Raw genomic sequence first — 19130 nt, forward strand, 5'->3', positions numbered from 1 at the left:
CTAGATGGCGAAATGAATGCTGAATTGTGTAAACGCGTTTTCTCGGGACGAGAGGCGTATGCGGGCGCCTAGCTGCTCGACTTTGTGCTTGACGACATCCATGCCGACACCATGGCCGGCATCACGCGTGGCCTTGCCGGCAGTAGAAAATCCCGGCTCGAATATCTTCATCACGACCTGGCGGTCATCCAGCTCGTTTAACTGGGCTTCGGTGTAGCGCCTGGCCTGTAGTAAGGCCTCCCGGATCTTGTGCGGCACAAGCCCGCGCCCATCGTCGCGCAGCATCAATTCGTATTCCCCTGTTTCGCTTTGCTTGAGCGCGATCTGGATATTGCCGGCCGACGGCTTTGCCAGGCCGGCGCGTTCGGGCGCCGGCTCGATGCCATGGGCAATGGCATTGCGCAGCAACTGGACCGTTATATCCTGCAAGTCGTTGCGGGTCTGGTGCGGCAGCGCGCCCAGAAGCGCGAGATCGGTGTCCAGCCGCACTTCCTTGCCGTTATCAAGCGCAATCCGTTGGCTTAACTTGGCAAGATTTTGTGCAAATGTCTGGTCATCCACTGCCGGGGTGAAGGCATCATGATAGCCAGCCAGGCGTTCTACCAGGCTGCGGACCATGGCAACGCGCTGCAGGAATTCCTCCAGCGGAAATGGCAAGGCCAGGAGGTCATCGCCGGAGATATCGCCCTTTTCGCGCAGGCCCGCCAGCTGCGTCTCGAATTGCTGCGCCAGGTTTTCAAACATCTCCAGGTCTAACGCGGCCGCTTCCCCTTTCAGGGTATGAATCTTGCGGAAGATGGTACTGATCGTGCTGCGATAGTTGGCGGTATTGCCAGCGGAACGCAGGAAATCATTCACTTCGAGCAAGGTACGTTCGCTCGTTTCCAGAAACTGGTTCAGCGTTACGGGATTCACCTTGAGCAAATCAAGCATGATTTCCATTTCCGCCTTGGCTTCCCGTTTGGCCAGCTCCAGTGCGCGTTCGAGTTCGATCTGCTTAGTGACATCAATCACGGTCACCAGCAGATGCGATGTCTTGTCATTTTCCAGGACGCGATTGAACTGAAACTTGAGAAAGCGCCTGGCAGTCATCCCATTCGCGTCGGCCACCATGACTTCGAGCGCGGACATCGGGTTCAGGGCGGCGACCAACGCTTCCTTGACCCGATCGCCAAACAGCAGCTCGATGTAATCGCAGGCAGTCGTCACGCTTGCCTGTGACATCATTTCCTGCAGCACTGTACGAAAATCGCTATCCGGCACAATCGGGCGGCCCAGAATGTGCGGCAGCGATTGGGAGAATTGCGAGCCGATCCGGAATTGCGCATCGAGCAGGAACAACCCATCCTTGACGGTCCCCAGGATTTCAGCCGTTTCTTTTTGCGCGGCACCTACCTTGCGATCATTCGCTTGCAGGCGCCGAATGAACTTGAAGAGGATGAAGGCAAAATTAAGCAATGCCAGGACGATGCCGATCGTCTGCACGGTACGCAGCATGTCGGCTTTGGCATTGGCGGTCTGCTCCAGTTGCGTCGTCAGCTCATTCATCAGTGCCAGCAACTTCAGGTTATTGGCGCGGGCGTAACGATCTGCCGCCGCCAGCTGTTCCGGCGTAAATGCGCGCTCGGCGACAAGCGGGGCGAGTATTTTCTTGTAGGGCAGCCAGATTGCCTCGGCTTTCTGCAGGATGGCCTGTCCTTGCGGAATCGTGACGGCTGCGAGATAAATCGGCTTTTCATTTCCGCCAGTGACCATTGCGCCGCGTTGAAAGCCGATCAGCGTGCTATCAAACAAATTCACCGTTTTCTTTAGTTCCGCCAGCGCGCCGCTATCCGGCACGCCGCGCTGGACATCGCTCTCGGTGGTCAGCAGGGCTTTTGTCATCCGTTGCGACAGCATGCGCTGGCGTCCGGCCAGGTTGATGGCAAGGGCATCTTCAGAAATCTGGAATGAAATGTAAAAATTAAGCACCAATACAGCCAAGTCGAACACGAGAAAAAATGCGACGGCAAGAATGATTTCGCGGTATTTCCCGGTAGACGTGATTTTTGAATTTGCTTTCATATTGATCCCTGTCGGTGTCACCAATTTTTTATGCGGCGGCCCTTCGTACTGCCGCGATCCGGTTACCTCACTGCATTACAGCCTGCCCCTTTCCTGCTCGCTCTACCGACCGCACGGCGCTGGCCGGGAGAAGAACAGAGGCACCAGTTTGTTTACTGGCGGGCACAAAAAAAGCGTCCGAGACAAGCAAACATGATTTGCTTGTCTCGGACGCCTTTGCCCCTAAGATGCCGACTGCATTATCAGCATACTTTGAATTGATGCACCATCGTTGGCACAACACTTTCTTTAAAGCAAAGTTTATGCCACTCTCCGGCCATCTCAATTGGCGGTTCCGCATTCTTTCTGGTGAGTTCAAGTCCTGGCATGCACCACTTGCAAGAATGAAAACTACATTGGCGCACGTTATTAAAGCAGAGTTGCACCACTATGATTGGCGCCCTATCTCTGCAGCACTTCATGAACCGCATGACACGCATGGTCTTCGCTGTCTTTGCGCTGCGCCTACTGCTGATACGATCTTAGTATTTCAAATGCAACATTTTGACGCCCGAGTCCGGAATGCAGATTACATTGAGAGTAAATTTTGTTATAAGTAGTTGGATTATTAAAACGATAAATTACTTTCATGCGCAACCTTTACGACATTCTGGGACTGAGCAGCAACGCCACTGTCTTGCAAATCGAACAGGCATACCTTGTCCGGAAAAATGCATTCAAAGGCCAGGAAGGGCTCTTGTCAGAAGGAGCAAGCCTGGAAATGCGCGCGGTAGAAGAAGCTTATGCCTTGCTTTCATCGCCAGCCCGCCGTGAGCGCTATGATCAACAGTTAAAGAAGACGGCGAGCCAGCCGGTACGTTATGAGGTGGTGGAATCTCGCGGTTTCCCATGGATCGGCATTGCACTGCTGGCGTTAGTCTTGGTGGGCGGTTTATTTATCTATCAGCACCAGCAAAACAAGGCCCGCATCGAGCAGTTGCGGATCGAAGAATCCCGTGCAAAGGCCGAAGCGGAACAGGCCGAGCTGCTGGCGCTGGCAGAACAGCAGCGCCTGGAGAGCGAAAAATTGGCCCAGCAACGCGAAATGGAAGCGAATGCCCGCCGCGATTTGGAACGCAATCGTTATGAAAGCCAGCAAATTCATGGACAATTGGAGTCGTTTGAAGCACGGCGCCAACGGGAAATTAATCGCGAGGAAAGGGAAGCGCGCCAGGCGCGCGAACGTGAAGAATATGCGGCAAAGGCCGCCGTGCGGCAGCAGCATGCGGCCATGGAACGGGCATTGAGCCGTCCGATTGATGGCGGTTCGCGCCGCTCAGGCGTCACTGTCATTCAGAACGAGCCTGCGCGTCCTGCCTATCCGTCACAGCGTTAAGCATTTACTGAAACAGCGCCGGCTGTTGGCATCAACAATTCCCCTTCCCGATAAAGTGACTCTGCTTTGGATTGTGACCTCCTGGTAGTCGGCGGCGGCATCAATGGCACCGGCATTGCCCGCGATGCGGCCGGGCGTGGCCTTTCTGTCGTGCTGTGCGAGCAGGACGACCTTGCCGGCCACACCTCCTCCGCCTCTACCAAGCTGATCCATGGCGGCTTGCGCTACCTGGAGCAATTCGAATTCTCCCTGGTGCGCAAGGCCTTGCGCGAGCGCGAGCGCCTGCTGCGCGCGGCGCCGCATCTGATCCGGCCGTTGCGCTTCGTGCTGCCGCACGACCGTCACCAGCGGCCGGCATGGATGATCCAGGCCGGCCTGTTCCTGTATGACCATCTGGCGCGGCGCGAACTGTTGCCGGGCTCCCGTCGCATTGCCCTGCAGGCGCATCCGGCCGGTGCGCCCCTGAAAGCGGGGTTCGCCGATGGCTTCGTGTATTCCGACGGCTGGGTCGACGATGCACGGCTGGTGGTTGCCAACGCCATCGATGCCGCCGAGCGCGGCGCCACGATCCTGACGCGCACCCGGTGCGTCAGTGCAGTGCAACGCAGTGATGGCTGGCTCGCCACGCTCGCAGGCGCCGATGGTGCCACCATCACCGTGCGCGCACGTTGCCTGGTGAACGCCGCCGGCCCCTGGGCCGGACAATTTCACCAGAAAGCCTTGCCATCCCAACCCGGGCGCCCGATGCGCCTGGTCAAGGGCAGCCACATCATCGTCCGCAAGCTCTTCGAGCATCCGTTCGCCTATATTTTCCAGAATGCGGATGGCCGCATTGTCTTTGCCATTCCCTACGAATCTGACTTTACTCTGGTCGGCACGACCGACATCGACTTCCAGGGCGACCCCGGCAAGGCGGCGATCGACAGCGCTGAAATCGCCTATCTGTGCGAGCTGTGCAACCATTATTTCCGCAAGCCGGTGGCGCCGGCGGACATCGTCTGGACTTATTCGGGCGTGCGCCCCCTGCTTGATGACGGCACCGGCCCGGCCGCGGCGCTCACGCGCGACTACCAACTGGTCCTCGAGGATGGCGACGCGCCGCTGCTCTCGGTTTTCGGCGGCAAGATCACGACCTACCGCAAGCTGGCGGAAGAAGCGCTGGACCGCCTGGCGCCGCTGTTGCAGCCGCCACGCGGCGCCTGGACCGAGCATGCCCTTTTGCCAGGCGCAGACCTGGCGCCCGGCCAGTCTGCGGGCACCACCAGCTTTGACGATTTCATCCAACGCCAGCTGGCGCAATACCCATGGCTGCCGCCAGCGCTGGTGCTGCGCTATGCCCACGCCTATGGCTCGCGCATGGACCATCTCCTGCACGACTGTAGCAGCCTCTCCGACCTGGGCCTGGAAATTCTGCCCGGCCTTTATGAAATCGAAGCGCGACAATGGATGCAGCGAGAGTGGGCGCTTACAGCGGATGACATGCTCTGGCGCCGCTCCAAGCTCGGCCTGCATGTGCCGGCCGATGGCCCCGCCATCCTGGCAGCGTGGATCGCACGGCAACCGCAACCGGCCGACGCCCGGTTGGCGCCCTGAAAAACAAAAAGGCAGCCGAAGCTGCCTTTTCTTGACGCGAGTTGCGCTTAACGCTTTTGACGCAGTTTCGCGATTGCCGCCAGTTGTGCAATGGCCTGGGCCAGTTCGGCTTGCGCCTGGGCGTAATCAATCTTCGAATCCTTGTTGGCCATTGCTTCCTCGGCCAATTTCTTGGCTTCGGCTGCCTTGGCTTCGTCGAGGTCGGCACCGCGGATTGCGGTATCGGCCAGGACCGTCACCTTGTCCGGCTGTACCTCAAGGATGCCGCCGGCGACGAAGACGAGCTCTTCCTGCGCCTGACCGCCAACCTTGATGCGTACCGCACCCGGCTTGATGCGGGTGATCAGCGGGGTGTGCATCGGATAGATGCCCAGCTCGCCTGCTTCACCCGGCAACGCGACGAATTCGGCTTCGCCGGCGAAGATCAGCTCTTCGGCGGAAACCACGTCAACGTGAATAGTGTTTGCCATGTTGGAACCTTATATCGTTCGTCTTATCGGTGCGGCGAACCGTCTTCACGATTCGCCGCCAAGCGATCAGGCTGCCTTTTTGGATTCCTCAGCCATCTTGCGACCTTTTTCGATCGCTTCTTCGATGGTACCGACCATGTAGAAAGCCTGTTCCGGCAGGTGATCGAGTTCACCGGAAGCGATCATCTTGAAGCCCTTGATCGTGTCTTTCAGCGAAACGTACTTGCCCGGCGAACCGGTAAAGATTTCAGCAACGTGGAACGGCTGCGACAGGAAACGCTGCATCTTACGAGCACGTGCGACCAGCAGCTTGTCTTCCGGTGCCAGTTCGTCCATGCCCAGAATCGCGATAATGTCACGCAATTCCTTGTAGCGCTGCAGGGTACCTTGCACGGCGCGTGCCGTGTCGTAGTGTTCCTGACCAACCACGTCCGGGGACAGCTGGCGCGAGCTCGAGTCGAGCGGATCGATCGCCGGGTAGATACCCAGGGCGGCGATGTCACGCGACAGAACCACGGTCGAGTCCAAGTGGGCGAAGGTGGTCGCAGGCGACGGGTCGGTCAAGTCATCCGCAGGGACGTACACGGCCTGGATCGAGGTGATCGAACCGGTCTTGGTCGAAGTGATACGCTCTTGCAGGCGGCCCATTTCTTCGGCCAGCGTCGGCTGGTAGCCCACGGCGGAAGGCATACGGCCCAGCAGCGCGGACACTTCGGTACCGGCCAGGGTGTAACGGTAGATGTTATCCACGAAGAACAGCACGTCCTTGCCTTCGTCACGGAACGATTCAGCAATCGTCAGGCCGGTCAGCGCAACGCGCAGACGGTTACCCGGCGGTTCGTTCATCTGGCCGTACACCATCGCGACCTTCGACTTGGGGAAGTCTTCGACGTTGACGACGCCGGCTTCGATCATTTCGTGATAGAAGTCGTTGCCTTCACGGGTACGCTCACCAACACCGGCGAACACGGACAGACCCGAGTGCGCCTTGGCGATGTTGTTGATCAGTTCCATCATGTTCACGGTCTTGCCGACGCCGGCGCCGCCGAACAGGCCGACTTTACCGCCCTTGGCGAACGGGCACACCAGGTCAATCACCTTGATGCCGGTTTCCAGCAGGTCGGTCGATGGCGACAGTTCGTCGTAGGCCGGAGCCTTGCGATGGATCTGCGCGGTTTGCGCGTGGCTCACGGGACCGACTTCGTCGATCGGGTTGCCCAGCACGTCCATGATGCGGCCCAGGGTCGCCGGGCCAACCGGCACGGTGATCGGGTTGCCGGTGTTGCTGATTACCAAGCCACGGCGCAGACCGTCGGAGGAGCCCAGCGCAATGGTACGGACAATGCCGTCGCCCAGCTGCTGCTGCACTTCCAGGGTCAGCTCGGAGCCTTCCAGTTTCAAAGCATCGTAGACCTTGGGTACTGCATTGCGTGGAAATTCCACGTCAACCACGGCGCCGATACACTGAACGATTTTGCCTTCAGCCATTTTCGTTCCTTCAATATTAAATTTAAATTCGATTAATCCGTTAAGCGTAGCGACGCTTAGACCGCAGCTGCACCAGCGACGATTTCGGACAACTCGGTAGTAATCGCGGCCTGGCGGGTCTTGTTGTAGACCAGCTTCAGTTCCTTGATCACGCTACCGGCATTGTCGGAAGCCGACTTCATCGCCACCATGCGCGCCGATTGCTCGGACGCCATGTTTTCGGCGAGGGCCTGGTAAATCAGCGCTTCCACGTAGCGCACCAGCAGTTCATCGATGACGGTTTGCGCATCCGGCTCGTAGATGTAATCCCACGAGTGGGATCCCTTGTCGGCCTTCATTTGCTCCGACGACAGGGGCAGCAACTGCTCCAGCATCGGTTCCTGCTTCATCGTCGTGACGAACTTGGTGTAGCACACGTAGACGGCATCCAGCTTGCCTTCCTGGTATGCGTCCAGCAGCACCTTGACCGGTCCGATCAGCTTTTCCAGGTGCGGGGTATCGCCCAGCTGCGTTGCGTGCGACACCACCTTGGCGCCGATACGGTTCAGGAAGCCGAAGCCCTTGTTACCGATCGCAACCGCTTCGACCTTGACGCCTTCGCCTTCCGCTTCGCGGATCTTGTTGGTCGTCAGGCGCAGCACGTTGGTGTTCATGCCACCGCACAGGCCCTTGTCAGTGGTGACCACGATCAAGCCGATCTTCTTGGCGCCTTCCTGTTTTACCAGGAAGGGATGCGTGTACTCCGGATTAGCCAGCGACAAGTTGGCAGCGATATTACGAACCTTTTCACTGTAGGGACGGGCGGCCCGCATCCGGTCTTGCGCCTTGCGCATTTTGGATGCGGCGACCATTTCCATCGCCTTGGTGATCTTCTTCGTATTCTCTACGCTCTTGATCTTGCCGCGTATCTCTTTTCCTGCAGCCATGAGGTATTACTCCTTCTAGCTGTGGGTTCAGAAAGTTTTCTTGAAGTCGGCAATCGCGGCGGCCAATGCTGCTTCGCCGTCTTTATCGAGTTGCTTGCTGTCTTCAATCTTTTGCAAGAGTGCGCCGTGGCTGGTCTTCAGGAAGTTATGCAGGCCGGATTCAAACGCCAGCACCTGCTTGACTTCGATGCTGTCGAAGTAACCCTTGTTCGCTGCGAACAGCGAAGCGGCCATCAGCGAGATCGGCAGCGGCGAGAATTGCTTCTGCTTCAGCAGTTCAGTCACGCGGGCGCCACGATCGAGCTGCTTGCGGGTAGCGTCGTCCAGGTCGGAAGCGAACTGCGCGAACGCAGCCAGTTCACGGTACTGCGCCAGATCGGTACGGATACCGCCGGACAGGTTCTTGATGACCTTGGTTTGCGCTGCGCCACCGACGCGGGACACCGAAATACCGGCGTTAATCGCAGGACGGATACCGGCGTTGAACAGCGAGGTTTCCAGGAAGATCTGGCCGTCGGTAATCGAGATCACGTTGGTCGGCACGAAGGCGGAAACGTCGCCTGCTTGCGTTTCAATGATCGGCAGTGCGGTCAGCGAACCGGTCTGGCCCTTGACTTCACCGTTGGTGAACTTCTCGACGTAGTCGGGGTTCACGCGGGCTGCACGTTCCAGCAGGCGGCTGTGGAGATAGAACACGTCGCCAGGATAAGCTTCGCGGCCTGGCGGGCGGCGCAGCAGCAGGGAAACCTGACGGTAAGCCACGGCTTGCTTGGACAGATCGTCATACACGATCAGCGCATCTTGACCGCGGTCACGGAAATATTCGCCCATGGCGCAACCGGAGTAGGCCGAGACGTATTGCATGGCGGCGGATTCGGAAGCGGTAGCGGCGACCACGATGGTGTATTCCAGCGCGCCGTTTTCTTCCAGTGCGCGCACGATGTTTTTGACCGTCGAGGCTTTTTGGCCGATCGCGACATAGATACATGTCACGCCCTGGCCTTTTTGATTGATGATGGTGTCGATCGCGACAGCCGATTTACCGGTCTGACGATCGCCAATGATCAATTCGCGCTGGCCGCGGCCGACTGGCACCATGGCGTCGATCGACTTCAGGCCGGTTTGCAGCGGCTGCGAAACGGATTGACGGGCGATCACGCCTGGAGCGATTTTTTCGATCGGGGCGGTCAGCTTGGTGTTGATCGGGCCCTTGCCGTCGATCGGCTGACCGAGTGCGTTGACCACGCGGCCACACAGTTCCGGACCGATCGGCACTTCCAGGATGCGGCCGGTCGTCTTGACCGTGTCGCCTTCGGAAATGTGTTCGTAGGCACCCAGGATAACGGCGCCGACGGAGTCGCGCTCAAGGTTCAGCGCGAGGCCGAAAGTGTTGCCTGGGAATTCCAGCATTTCGCCTTGCATTGCATCGGACAAGCCGTGAATTCGGACGATGCCGTCGGTCACGGAAATAACCGTGCCCTGGTTGCGGATATCAGCGCTTTCGCCAAGACCCTGGATGCGGCTCTTGAGCAGTTCGCTGATTTCAGACGGATTGAGTTGCATTTTAACTCCTAATATTTTTCACTGTGCCTGGGACGGTGGCTGTTCGCCAATCACGCCACCAGGGCTGTGTGCATTTTCTGCAGCTTGGCGCGCACCGAGGTATCGAGCACTTCATCACCTACGGTCACGCGCACGCCACCAATCAGCGAATTGTCGACGGTCACGGCAGGGACGAGCTTGCGGCCGAATTTCTTTTCCAGCGTGGCCACCAGTTCCTTCACCTGCGCGTCGCTTAACTCGAACGCGCTCGTGATGTGCGCATCGGCAGCGCCTTCCGCGGCGTTTTTCAACGCCAGGAATTGCACGCCGACTTCCGGCAAGGCCACCAGACGGCCATTTTCTACCAGCGCGCCGATGAAGTTGCGGGCTTCCGCGCTGACCGGAGACTTGATCAGGGACACGAAGGTGTCGATGATCTGTGCGTCGGTCAGTTTCGGATTGCTGACGAATGCCAGAACTTCGGGATTGCCAGCGACTTGCGCCATTTCGGATACCAGCTCCGACCAGGCGGCGAGATTGCCGGACTTGGCCACACGGAACAGGGCTTCTGCATAAGGACGAGCGATCGTTGCGAGTTCTGCCATGATTACAGCTCAGCCTTCAGTTGGTTCAGCAGGTCGGCGTGGGCCGCTGCATTCACCTCGCGCTTCAAAATCTGTTCGGCGCCGGCAACCGCGAGGGTTGCGACCTGGCCGCGCAGCGTTTCGCGCGCTTGGGTTACCTGCTGTTCCGCGTCAGCCTTGGCAGCCGCGATAATGCGGGCAGCTTCGTCAGAGGCGGTTTTCTTGGCTTCTTCGATGATTGCTGCAGCGCGCTTTTCGGCGTCGCCGATGCGCTTCAAGCCTTCATCCTTGGCGCCTGCCAGTTCGGCTTGCACGCGCTTTTCGGCGGCAGCCATCTCGGCTTTGCCTTTTTCTGCGGCAGCCAGGCCGTTCGCGATCTTCTCTGCACGCTCGTCGAGCGCTTTCATCAGCGGCGGCCAAACGAATTTCATCGTGAAGCCGGCGAGGACGAAGAAGACCACGAACTGTGCAAACAAGGTTGCATTTAAGTTCACGGTGTTTTCCTTCTCAAAAGAACAAATGCCGAACGACTAGGGTTCGGCCGCTGAGAATCGGGTCTAGGCCGACTTAGCCTACAACCTTGGCAACGAACGGGTTTGCGAAGGCGAACAACATGGCGATACCAACACCGATCAGGAATGCAGCATCGATCAGACCAGCCAGCAGGAACATCTTGGTTTGCAGGGCGTTCATCAGTTCAGGCTGACGGGCCGATGCTTCGAGGTATTTACCGCCCATGATTGCGATACCAATACAAGCGCCGATAGCGCCGAAGCTGATGATCAAGCCGCAAGTCAGGGCAACAAAAGAGAGATCGGTCATGAGAGTTCCTTCAATGGTTAAGTTAAAAAATTAAAATGGTAAAACTAGAGAAAACAAAACTTCGGTACTGCGCGATCCTGGTTATTCCTGCAGGCCGGATCAATGGCCTTCATGTGCCTGACCGAGGTACACCAGGGTCAGCATCATGAAAATGAAAGCTTGCAGGAGAACGATCAGGATGTGGAAGATAGCCCACATCGAACCGGCAATCACGTGGCCGATAAAACCAAACGCGGTCGCGGTCGAGCCCAGCAGCGCAATCAAAAGGAAAATCAATTCGCCGGCATACATGTTGCCGAAAAGTCGCATGCCCAGGGACACGGTCTTGGCAGCGTATTCCACCAGGTTCAGCAGCAGGTTGAACGGCGCCATCCAGATGCCGAACGGCGCGGAAAACAATTCATGGATCCAGCCGCCCAGGCCCTTGATCTTGATGCCGTAGTAGAGCATCAGGGCCAGCACGCCGAGCGCCATGCCGAGCGAACCGTTCAGGTCGGCGGTCGGCACCACGCGGTGGTAAGGGATTGCATTGGTCAGGCCGAGGGCATGGAAAAGCTGGGCGAACAGATCGACCGGCAAAAAGTCCAGCGAGTTCATCAGGGCGACCCAGACGAACACGGTCAGGGCCAGCGGCGCGATGAAGGCGCGGTTGCCATGGACAATGGACTTGGACTGGTCTTCGACCATCTCGACGACGATCTCGACGAAAGCCTGGAAGCGGCCCGGCACGCCGGCGGTTGCCTTGCGTGCTGCGCTCCACATGAAGAAGCAGCCAAGCACGCCAACCAGGACCGACCAGAAAATCGTGTCGTAGTTGAGAATGGAGAAATCGACTATATCTTTCTGCGCATGGTGCGTATTGTTGAAGTGTCCAAGGTGATGGACGATATAGTCTGATGCGGAAGCTGGGGCCGTGGATGCCATGTCAGTGCCTAAATAATAAGATGATGTAACTTTTCAGTGTCACGATGAGGGCGGCGACCAGCGCCAGCCAATTCACATCGCGATACAGCATGGCCACCGCGACAAGCAACGCAATGGTCATTCCAATCTTGATAAATTCACCGATGAAAAATACGGCGGCGTTTCCACCTCCGGGCTTGCGCGAGTTGACAAACAGGCGCCAGGCAAATAATCCATTCGGTATAACGCAGCACAGGCCACCCAGCAGCGCGGATATCAGCGCAGTCTCCCCTGCAATTGCTCCAGCGATCAGCGCCGTGACGACCGTCGCGGCAAGTTGCATGAGTACGACGCGCAGCATACTGATCCATTTCGTGCTCGCCTGTCGCACTGGCGTTACACGAGCGTTTTTTTAATTCAAAGGGAGTGGTTCTGTGAAGCCTCGGGATTATAAGGGGATTCTCAAACACACGTCAAACATTTGCCTGTCAGAAAGGGCAATGTCTTTCGCGAAAATACCACCGTAGAACTACGGTATGCCACGCAGAGGCATTGCGTGTCAGCGTTGTTCGACTGTGCCAAGGCTAGGCATCGGCCTCATCACGCAGGCGTCCGATGAGGCCATCGAGCGCATCGAGGTCGGCAAAGTCGATGATCAGCTGACCGCGATTCTTCGCGCCAACCTTGATCGCCACGGTCGTCGCCAGCGCATCCGACAACTGCTCTTCGAGCCGTTCGATATCGCGGCTCTTGGTGCGGGCCTCTTTTTGCCGCCCGGCGCCCTGTTCGGTGGTGGCGCGCACCACCAGTTTTTCTGCTTCACGCACCGACAGGCGCTTGGCGATGACTTCATTGGCCAGGGTGATCTGGGTGGCGCCGTCGACCGCCAGCAAGGCGCGGGCATGGCCCATGTCGATATCGCCGGCCATCAGCATGGTTTGCACCGGCTTGGCAAGGTTCAGCAGGCGCAACAGGTTGGAGACAGCGCTGCGCGAACGGCCGACCGCGCCGGCGGCTTGCTCGTGGGTGAAGTTGAAATCGGTGATGAGGCGATGAATGCCCTGCGCTTCTTCCAGGGGATTCAGGTCTTCACGCTGCATGTTTTCGATCAGCGCCATGGCGGCGGCAGCCTGGTCGTCGACGTCCTTGACCAGCACCGGCACTTCATCGAGGCCGGCGATCTGCGCGGCGCGGAAGCGCCGTTCGCCGGCAATGATTTCATGCGTGACGCCACCGCTGGCGGCAACCGGGCGCACCAGGATCGGCTGCATCAAGCCTTGCGTCCTGATCGATGCTGCCAGCTCGTTCAACGCCCCTTCATCCATGCGCGTGCGCGGCTGGTACTTGCCAGCCTGAAGCTTTGTCACCGCCATCACGTTTGGCGCGCCGGCGGCGACCGGCACTTCCTCCATCATGTCGGAAGATCCGCCGAGTAACGCATCCAGGCCGCGGCCGAGTCCCTTGGTTTTTTTGGTAGCCATGATTTTCTTTATTTACATAACCTTGATTCGTTCGACCATTTCCGCGCCAAAGGCGATATACGCCTGTGCGCCCTTGGAAGCCGGATCGAATGTCACACCCGGCACGCCGTATGAAGGCGCTTCAGCAAGGCGCACGTTTCGCGGAATAAGGGTCTTGAATACCTTGTCGCCGAAATGCTGCTCCAGCTGCGCCGAGACTTGCTGCGACAGGGTCATGCGCGGGTCGAACATCACGCGCAGCAAACCGATGATCTTCAAATCCGGGTTGAGCTTGGCGTGCACCTTCTTGATGGTATTGACGAGGTCGGACAAGCCTTCCAGCGCGTAGTACTCGCACTGCATCGGGATCACCACGCCATGCGCCGCGCACAGGCCGTTCAGGGTCAGCATCGACAGCGCTGGCGGGCAATCGATCAGCACGAAATCGTATTCGGCGTCGACCGCGGCCAGGGCATCCTTGAGGCGCTTTTCGCGGTTGTCCAGTTCGACCATCTCGACTTCGGCGCCGGCCAGTTCGCGATTGGCGGGCAACACGTCGAAGCCACCGGCATCGGAGCGCAGCCGGGCACCCTTGACATCCGCCAGGCCCAGCAGCACTTCATAGACCGACGACGTCAGCGTTGCCTTGTTGATGCCGGCCCCCATGGTGGCATTGCCCTGCGGGTCGAGGTCCACCAGCAGCACGCGCTGGTTCAGCTGGCCCAATCCTGCCGCCAGGTTGACCGCCGTGGTGGTCTTGCCGACCCCGCCTTTTTGGTTCGCCACACAAAAGATTTTTGCCATATGCCCTTAATTGGTCCTCAATTTCACACTCAAGCTGGTCCGTAAAACCTTGCCAGCCGCGTTGCCATCACCCGTTGCGTGACCTTGCTGTTGCCCGGCGCACGGCCGTCATGCCGGGCTGTCCGTTGTACTGCCCTGCCCCGCTTCCAGTGGCATTGCGGCGCGCTCGATGAATACCAGGTGGCGTTGCGCATCCAGTCCCGGCACGCGCAGCGCGCGCACTTCGCGCACATCCCAGCCAGCCGGCAAGCGGCCGATTTCCTCCAGCGGGGCCACGCCCTTCATGGCGATGTAGCAGCCGCCGTCCGCCAGCAAATGCTGCGACCAGGTGATGAAATCCTTCAACTCGGCAAAGGCGCGCGACGTGATCACATCGAATTTTCTCGCGACCTGCAACTGCTCCACGCGCCCCGTATGCACCGTCACACTGGCCAGGCCGAGCTGGCTCTTGGCCTGCGTCAGGAACGCGGTCTTCTTGTGGACCGTGTCGATCATCGACACCTGCAGCGCAGGCGCGCGGGCGGCGCCCCAGATCCCCAGCACCATGCCCGGCAAGCCGCCGCCGGCACCGACATCAAGCACGTTGATGGCCTCGCTAAAAGCCGGCAAGGCCGCCAGGCAATCGAGCACATGCTGCGTCAGCATCTGCTGCGGGTCGCGCACGGCAGTGAGGTTATAGACGGCATTCCATTTGGCCAGCAAGGCCAGGTAATCGAGCAATTGCCCGATCTGCACATCGCTCAGAGTCAGTTGCAGGTCCTGTGCGCCCTGCTGCAGTTGTTTTGCGAAAGCTTCGCGATCAAATTGCATCATTGACAACAATCCTTATGCTTCGGCCGACGCATCGGTGACGACGCCGGCAAAGCCCTTGAAGCCACCTCGTTTCAAGTGCACCAGCAGCAGGGAAATGGCCGCAGGCGTGACGCCGGAGATGCGCGACGCCTGGCCGAGCGTTTCAGGACGATGCTTGTTCAGTTTTTGCCGCACTTCGATCGACAGGGCTTTTACTTCCAGGTAATCGAGTGTCTCGGGCAATTTGAAATTTTCGTAATGGTCATGGCGCTCGACTTCGCGTGCCTGGCGGTCGATGTAACCGGCATACTTGATCTGGATCTCGACCTGCTCCTTGATGGCGGCATCAAAATCATTGCCGCTGGACACTTGCACGTCGCCTGCCCGCATGCCCATCAGGGTGTCGTAGGTCACGGTCGGGCGGCGCAACAAGTCGGCCAATGAATACTCGCGCTCGATGGTCTTGCCCAACACGCGCTCGGCCTCGTTGCTTGGCAAAATGCGCGGGTTGACCCACGTGGATTTCAAGCGTTCGACTTCACGTGCAACTGCTTCGCGCTTGCGCTCGAAAGCTTCCCATTGCGCGTCGCTGACGCAACCCAGCTGGCGGGCGGCCTCGGTCAGGCGCATGTCGGCATTGTCTTCACGCAGGCTCAGACGATATTCAGCGCGGCTGGTAAACATGCGGTAAGGCTCTTGTACACCCTTGGTGATCAAGTCATCCACCAGGACACCCAGGTAAGCCTGGTCGCGCCGCGGCGTCCAGGCATCGCGCCCCTGGGTTTGCAGGGCGGCATTGATACCGGCCAGCATGCCTTGCGCGGCCGCTTCTTCATAGCCGGTGGTGCCATTGATCTGGCCGGCGAAGAACAAGCCCTGGATGATCTTGGTTTCCAGCGAGGCTTTCAAGCCGCGCGGATCGAAGTAATCGTATTCGATGGCATAGCCCGGGCGCAGGATATGGGCCTGTTCCAGGCCACGCATCGAGCGCACCAGGTCCAGTTGCACGTCGAACGGCAGGCTGGTGGAAATGCCGTTGGGGTAAAACTCGTTGGTAGTCAAACCCTCCGGCTCAAGAAAAATCTGGTGCGAGTCCTTATCGGCAAAACGATGGATCTTGTCTTCGATCGAGGGGCAATAGCGCGGCCCTACCCCCTCGATGACGCCGGTGTACATCGGGCTGCGGTCCAGGCTGCCGCGGATGATGTCATGGGTACGCTGGTTGGTATGGGTAATCCAGCAAGGCAATTGCTGCGGATGCATGGCCGCAGACCCCATGACGGAAAACACGGGCATCGGATCGAGATCGCCGGGCTGCTCCTGCATCACTGAAAAATCGATGGTGCGGCCATCGATGCGCGGCGGCGTGCCCGTTTTCAGGCGCCCTTGCGGCAGCTTCAGCTCTTTCAATCGTGCCGACAGCGAGATGGCAGGCGGGTCTCCCGCACGGCCGGCGGAATAGTTATTCAGGCCGACATGGATCTTCCCGTCCAGGAAAGTCCCGGCAGTCAGCACCACGGCACGCCCGCGAAAGCGGATGCCGACCTGGGTGACGGCACCGATGACACGGTCGCCCTCCACCATTAAGTCATCCACGGCTTGCTGAAAAAGCCAGAGATTCGGCTGGTTTTCCAGGCGGCGGCGGATCGCCTGCTTGTACAGAATGCGGTCGGCCTGGGCGCGGGTTGCGCGCACCGCGGGCCCCTTGGAGGAATTCAGGATACGAAACTGGATGCCACCCTCGTCGGTGGCAATCGCCATTGCCCCGCCCATGGCATCGACTTCACGCACCAGGTGGCCCTTGCCGATGCCGCCAATCGAAGGATTGCAGGACATTTGCCCCAAGGTTTCGATGTTATGGGTCAACAGCAGGGTCTTTTGACCCATGCGCGCAGCAGCCAGCGCGGCTTCCGTGCCAGCGTGACCACCACCAACAACGATTACATCGAATTCCGTAGGAAAAAGCATGGTGTATTCCAGTACCGCAATAAACTGCCGAAGCGGGATTATAAAGTTTTTTACAGAAGGTGTTTCGACTGGCAGGCGAATTATTTGGTTTCACGTGAAACATTTTTAGTGTCCACGGCCGCGCGGATGCCAATATGCGTGGGACACAGTGCAGCGTACCATGCAAATTTTTACCATGCTTGTGTCAACGCCCTACCCCGCCAAAGAAATGTTCCACGTGAAACAATGGTGGCGCCTGGCAAGGAAGAAACACCTTCCGCACAACGGGCACCCGTCGGGCAAGGCAAAACCCCGGGTGAAGTCCGCGGGAGAAATGAGTGGCAAGTGGCCTTACCGAAAGAAAGCATCATAGCCAGACTTCAGAATCAAGGCGCCTACCATCACGAGGAAAACCCGGCGCACCAGCTGACTGCCATGGCGCAAGGCCAAACGACTCCCGAGCAATGAACCGGTGACATTGAGTACCGCCATCGCCAATCCCAATTGCCACAAGACGTTGCCGCTATAGCCGAACCAGAGCAAGGCGGCCAGGTTGCAGGCAACATTCACCACCTTGGACACCGCAGAGGCCCGCAAGAAGTCAAAGCCAAAAAAGCGCACGAACAGAAAGATCAAAAAGCTTCCCGTGCCCGGGCCAAAAAACCCGTCATAAAATCCGATCGCCGCCCCCACCCCCACTGCCAGGATGCGTTCTTTCTTGCCGCGATGTACCGGCGCATGGTGCAAGCCCAATTGGCTGGCCCGCCAGGTATAGGCCAGCAGCGCCCCCAGGACAAATGGCAAAAGCTTGCGCACCAGCTCTCCCGGGAGCCAGGTCACGGCATAGGCGCCACAAAAGGCAAAGGCGAATGCGGCAAAGGTTGCCGGCAAGGCGGCATTCCACTCAAGCGTGACGCGCCGCGCATAATTCATTGCCGCTGCGCCCGTGCCCCAGATACTGGCCAGCTTGTTAGTCCCGAACAGCGTCGCAGGCGCTGCTTGCGGCAATGCGGAAAACAGCGAGGGCACCTGGATCAAGCCACCGCCGCCGCCCATCGCGTCGACCAGCCCGGCGAGGAATGCCGCCCCTAATAAAAAGACAAATTGTTCAGGCATAAAAAGTACCGCCAGCAAGACGATGAAAAATGGGGATCAAATGGATCGCCAGAACAATCAGAAAACCGAAATGATCACTGGTACCTAGACCCGCCCCGCAGTTTAGTCGGCATTGATGATTTCTGACAATGTTGGATCAACTGGAAGCCGTTGGAACATAGAAATATTACTGCCGCCGGCGTTACCAACCGGAACCAAACCGATCGCCGATCCGATGGCGCCCAACATAATCCGTGCGATTTGCCCAGCGACATCCCGCGTTGCCCGCCGTGCAAGGCCGACCCGCAGCATGAGCCAATGCGTTCGCACATGCAGCATCACATACTTTTGCCCCAATATATGGGCAAGTTCCGCATGAAAAAAAGCCAACGCCAGCGCGCCCTGCTCCAGATGCCAGAACGCTTTGGCCATCTCAATTTCAAAAGCATCTTTCAGTTTTTGATCCATAAGCCATGCTCCCTCACCAATCCAAGCCATCACCGATTCGCCGGCGCCTCGACCAGTAGCCAGGACATGCCGGCCCATCTCACCTTCTGCAACACTCAATGCACCCGCCGAAATCACTTCGGCAAGCAGGCAACCGCACGTATTCCTGCCCGGCCACTTAACAAGACCGAGCGGCGCCGATATCATGGCGTTATTTAAAACCCTATAGTAACTACAAGGTCAAGCCGTTTTTCGGTGAAGGAGAAGGCATGTACACGGATGTCATGATCATCAGCGCCCTGGCAAGGGAAAGTGGATGTCAGGTGGAAACGATTCGCTATTACGAGCGCGAAGGCTTGCTGCCGCCGCCCGAACGTTCCACAGGCAACTATCGCCTGTACCGCCAGCACCATGTGGACCGTCTGCGCTTCATCCTGCATTGCCGCACGCTGGACATGACGCTCGACGAGATACGCAGCCTCCTAGGCTTTCGGGATCACCCGGAGGAAAATTGCGGGGAAGTGAATGCCTTGCTGGAAAGGCATATCGATCATGTCGCCAGGCGCATCGGAGAATTGCAAGCCCTGGAGCGCCAGCTGCGCGAGTTACGCGGGCGCTGCCAGGAAGTGCAGGCAGTACGCGACTGCCGCATCCTGCAGGGCATGGGAGGCGGCAGCCACTGACACGCTTGACGGCAAATGCCAAGGGCAAGCGGCCAACGCGGAATGCGTCGCACAAAAGACTGCGGGCGGTAAGCTGTCTTGCAACAGCTTACCGCCCTCAGGAAGTCACGGCGGCAAACGCCGCCGAAAGCTTAC

The 19130-nt window shown here is 58.5% G+C and carries 20 protein-coding genes; 4 read left to right on the forward strand and 16 right to left on the reverse strand.

Features of this window, described 5'->3' with window-relative positions; translation table 11 throughout:
* Window positions 1-2064, reverse strand: a complete 2064-nt coding sequence (locus tag EKL02_RS01020; RefSeq protein WP_128900293.1) for a type IV pili methyl-accepting chemotaxis transducer N-terminal domain-containing protein — start codon at window positions 2062-2064, stop codon at window positions 1-3.
* Window positions 2065-2078: 14 nt separating this feature from the next.
* On the opposite strand from EKL02_RS01020, the gene EKL02_RS01025 reads away from it, so the two are divergent.
* The 3 genes from EKL02_RS01025 (at window position 2079) to glpD (ending at window position 5032) form a co-directional block, all read left to right on the forward strand.
* Window positions 2079-2663, forward strand: coding sequence for a hypothetical protein (locus EKL02_RS01025; protein ID WP_128900294.1), 585 nt, complete (start codon window positions 2079-2081; stop codon window positions 2661-2663).
* A 29-nt stretch (window positions 2664-2692) separates the two neighbouring features.
* A complete protein-coding gene (locus EKL02_RS01030; protein WP_128900295.1) occupies window positions 2693-3439 on the forward strand; it encodes a hypothetical protein in 747 nt (248 codons plus the stop codon).
* Between the two features lie 66 nt (window positions 3440-3505).
* On the forward strand, window positions 3506-5032 hold the full coding sequence (glpD, locus tag EKL02_RS01035; RefSeq protein ID WP_128900296.1) for a glycerol-3-phosphate dehydrogenase: 1527 nt from the start codon (window positions 3506-3508) through the stop codon (window positions 5030-5032).
* Between the two features lie 47 nt (window positions 5033-5079).
* On the opposite strand, the gene EKL02_RS01040 is transcribed toward glpD, so the two are convergent.
* The 15 genes from EKL02_RS01040 to EKL02_RS18085 all read right to left on the reverse strand — a co-directional run bounded on the left by EKL02_RS01040 (window position 5080) and on the right by EKL02_RS18085 (window position 18333).
* Window positions 5080-5502, reverse strand: a complete 423-nt coding sequence (locus tag EKL02_RS01040) for a F0F1 ATP synthase subunit epsilon (protein ID WP_128900297.1) — start codon at window positions 5500-5502, stop codon at window positions 5080-5082.
* A 66-nt stretch (window positions 5503-5568) separates the two neighbouring features.
* The gene (gene atpD, locus EKL02_RS01045) at window positions 5569-6990 is read right to left on the reverse strand and encodes a F0F1 ATP synthase subunit beta (RefSeq protein ID WP_128900298.1); all 1422 of its coding nucleotides are present in this window, start codon (window positions 6988-6990) and stop codon (window positions 5569-5571) included.
* A gap of 56 nt (window positions 6991-7046) precedes the next feature.
* Window positions 7047-7916, reverse strand: a complete 870-nt coding sequence (gene atpG / locus EKL02_RS01050; protein WP_128900299.1) for a F0F1 ATP synthase subunit gamma — start codon at window positions 7914-7916, stop codon at window positions 7047-7049.
* A 27-nt stretch (window positions 7917-7943) separates the two neighbouring features.
* Window positions 7944-9479 (reverse strand): F0F1 ATP synthase subunit alpha, encoded by a 1536-nt coding sequence (gene atpA / locus EKL02_RS01055; RefSeq protein ID WP_128900300.1) that lies wholly within the window; start codon window positions 9477-9479, stop codon window positions 7944-7946.
* A gap of 50 nt (window positions 9480-9529) precedes the next feature.
* Window positions 9530-10063, reverse strand: a complete 534-nt coding sequence (locus EKL02_RS01060; RefSeq protein ID WP_128900301.1) for a F0F1 ATP synthase subunit delta — start codon at window positions 10061-10063, stop codon at window positions 9530-9532.
* Window positions 10064-10065: 2 nt separating this feature from the next.
* Complete coding sequence (locus tag EKL02_RS01065) at window positions 10066-10536, reverse strand: F0F1 ATP synthase subunit B (RefSeq protein WP_128900302.1); 471 nt, start codon at window positions 10534-10536, stop codon at window positions 10066-10068.
* A gap of 73 nt (window positions 10537-10609) precedes the next feature.
* Window positions 10610-10864 (reverse strand): F0F1 ATP synthase subunit C, encoded by a 255-nt coding sequence (atpE, locus tag EKL02_RS01070; protein ID WP_128900303.1) that lies wholly within the window; start codon window positions 10862-10864, stop codon window positions 10610-10612.
* 99 nt (window positions 10865-10963) lie between these two features.
* Entirely contained in the window at window positions 10964-11788 is an 825-nt protein-coding gene (gene atpB / locus EKL02_RS01075) for a F0F1 ATP synthase subunit A (protein WP_128900304.1), read from the reverse strand.
* A gap of 1 nt (window position 11789) precedes the next feature.
* The gene (locus EKL02_RS01080; RefSeq protein WP_128900305.1) at window positions 11790-12128 is read right to left on the reverse strand and encodes an ATP synthase subunit I; all 339 of its coding nucleotides are present in this window, start codon (window positions 12126-12128) and stop codon (window positions 11790-11792) included.
* Window positions 12129-12351: 223 nt separating this feature from the next.
* Complete coding sequence (locus tag EKL02_RS01085) at window positions 12352-13248, reverse strand: ParB/RepB/Spo0J family partition protein (RefSeq protein WP_128900306.1); 897 nt, start codon at window positions 13246-13248, stop codon at window positions 12352-12354.
* A gap of 12 nt (window positions 13249-13260) precedes the next feature.
* Entirely contained in the window at window positions 13261-14031 is a 771-nt protein-coding gene (locus EKL02_RS01090) for an AAA family ATPase (protein WP_128900307.1), read from the reverse strand.
* A gap of 108 nt (window positions 14032-14139) precedes the next feature.
* Complete coding sequence (rsmG, locus tag EKL02_RS01095) at window positions 14140-14844, reverse strand: 16S rRNA (guanine(527)-N(7))-methyltransferase RsmG (RefSeq protein WP_128900308.1); 705 nt, start codon at window positions 14842-14844, stop codon at window positions 14140-14142.
* A 12-nt stretch (window positions 14845-14856) separates the two neighbouring features.
* The gene (gene mnmG / locus EKL02_RS01100) at window positions 14857-16791 is read right to left on the reverse strand and encodes a tRNA uridine-5-carboxymethylaminomethyl(34) synthesis enzyme MnmG (protein ID WP_128900309.1); all 1935 of its coding nucleotides are present in this window, start codon (window positions 16789-16791) and stop codon (window positions 14857-14859) included.
* Between the two features lie 330 nt (window positions 16792-17121).
* Window positions 17122-17886, reverse strand: coding sequence for a TSUP family transporter (locus EKL02_RS01105; protein ID WP_128900310.1), 765 nt, complete (start codon window positions 17884-17886; stop codon window positions 17122-17124).
* Between the two features lie 102 nt (window positions 17887-17988).
* Window positions 17989-18333, reverse strand: a complete 345-nt coding sequence (locus tag EKL02_RS18085) for a DUF3703 domain-containing protein (protein WP_164931913.1) — start codon at window positions 18331-18333, stop codon at window positions 17989-17991.
* A 248-nt stretch (window positions 18334-18581) separates the two neighbouring features.
* Between EKL02_RS18085 and cadR the strand changes: the two genes are divergently transcribed.
* On the forward strand, window positions 18582-18995 hold the full coding sequence (gene cadR, locus EKL02_RS01115) for a Cd(II)/Pb(II)-responsive transcriptional regulator (protein WP_277750570.1): 414 nt from the start codon (window positions 18582-18584) through the stop codon (window positions 18993-18995).
* Window positions 18996-19130 lie beyond the last annotated feature (135 nt).

Source organism: Janthinobacterium sp. 17J80-10, assembly GCF_004114795.1.
GTDB lineage: Bacteria > Pseudomonadota > Gammaproteobacteria > Burkholderiales > Burkholderiaceae_D > Paucimonas.

Bases quoted from the DNA above. Each gene is read 5' to 3' on its own strand.
- EKL02_RS01020 (WP_128900293.1), bottom strand. From the start codon at position 2,064: ATGAAAGCAAATTCAAAAATCACGTCTACCGGGAAATACCGCGAAATC.
- EKL02_RS01030 (WP_128900295.1), top strand. From the start codon at position 2,693: ATGCGCAACCTTTACGACATTCTGGGACTGAGCAGCAACGCCACTGTC.
- EKL02_RS01040 (WP_128900297.1), bottom strand. From the start codon at position 5,502: ATGGCAAACACTATTCACGTTGACGTGGTTTCCGCCGAAGAGCTGATC.
- atpD (WP_128900298.1), bottom strand. From the start codon at position 6,990: ATGGCTGAAGGCAAAATCGTTCAGTGTATCGGCGCCGTGGTTGACGTG.
- atpG (WP_128900299.1), bottom strand. From the start codon at position 7,916: ATGGCTGCAGGAAAAGAGATACGCGGCAAGATCAAGAGCGTAGAGAAT.
- atpA (WP_128900300.1), bottom strand. From the start codon at position 9,479: ATGCAACTCAATCCGTCTGAAATCAGCGAACTGCTCAAGAGCCGCATC.
- EKL02_RS01060 (WP_128900301.1), bottom strand. From the start codon at position 10,063: ATGGCAGAACTCGCAACGATCGCTCGTCCTTATGCAGAAGCCCTGTTC.
- atpE (WP_128900303.1), bottom strand. From the start codon at position 10,864: ATGACCGATCTCTCTTTTGTTGCCCTGACTTGCGGCTTGATCATCAGC.
- atpB (WP_128900304.1), bottom strand. From the start codon at position 11,788: ATGGCATCCACGGCCCCAGCTTCCGCATCAGACTATATCGTCCATCAC.
- EKL02_RS01080 (WP_128900305.1), bottom strand. From the start codon at position 12,128: ATGCTGCGCGTCGTACTCATGCAACTTGCCGCGACGGTCGTCACGGCG.
- EKL02_RS01085 (WP_128900306.1), bottom strand. From the start codon at position 13,248: ATGGCTACCAAAAAAACCAAGGGACTCGGCCGCGGCCTGGATGCGTTA.
- EKL02_RS01090 (WP_128900307.1), bottom strand. From the start codon at position 14,031: ATGGCAAAAATCTTTTGTGTGGCGAACCAAAAAGGCGGGGTCGGCAAG.
- rsmG (WP_128900308.1), bottom strand. From the start codon at position 14,844: ATGATGCAATTTGATCGCGAAGCTTTCGCAAAACAACTGCAGCAGGGC.
- mnmG (WP_128900309.1), bottom strand. From the start codon at position 16,791: ATGCTTTTTCCTACGGAATTCGATGTAATCGTTGTTGGTGGTGGTCAC.
- EKL02_RS01105 (WP_128900310.1), bottom strand. From the start codon at position 17,886: ATGCCTGAACAATTTGTCTTTTTATTAGGGGCGGCATTCCTCGCCGGG.
- EKL02_RS18085 (WP_164931913.1), bottom strand. From the start codon at position 18,333: ATGGATCAAAAACTGAAAGATGCTTTTGAAATTGAGATGGCCAAAGCG.
- cadR (WP_277750570.1), top strand. From the start codon at position 18,582: ATGTACACGGATGTCATGATCATCAGCGCCCTGGCAAGGGAAAGTGGA.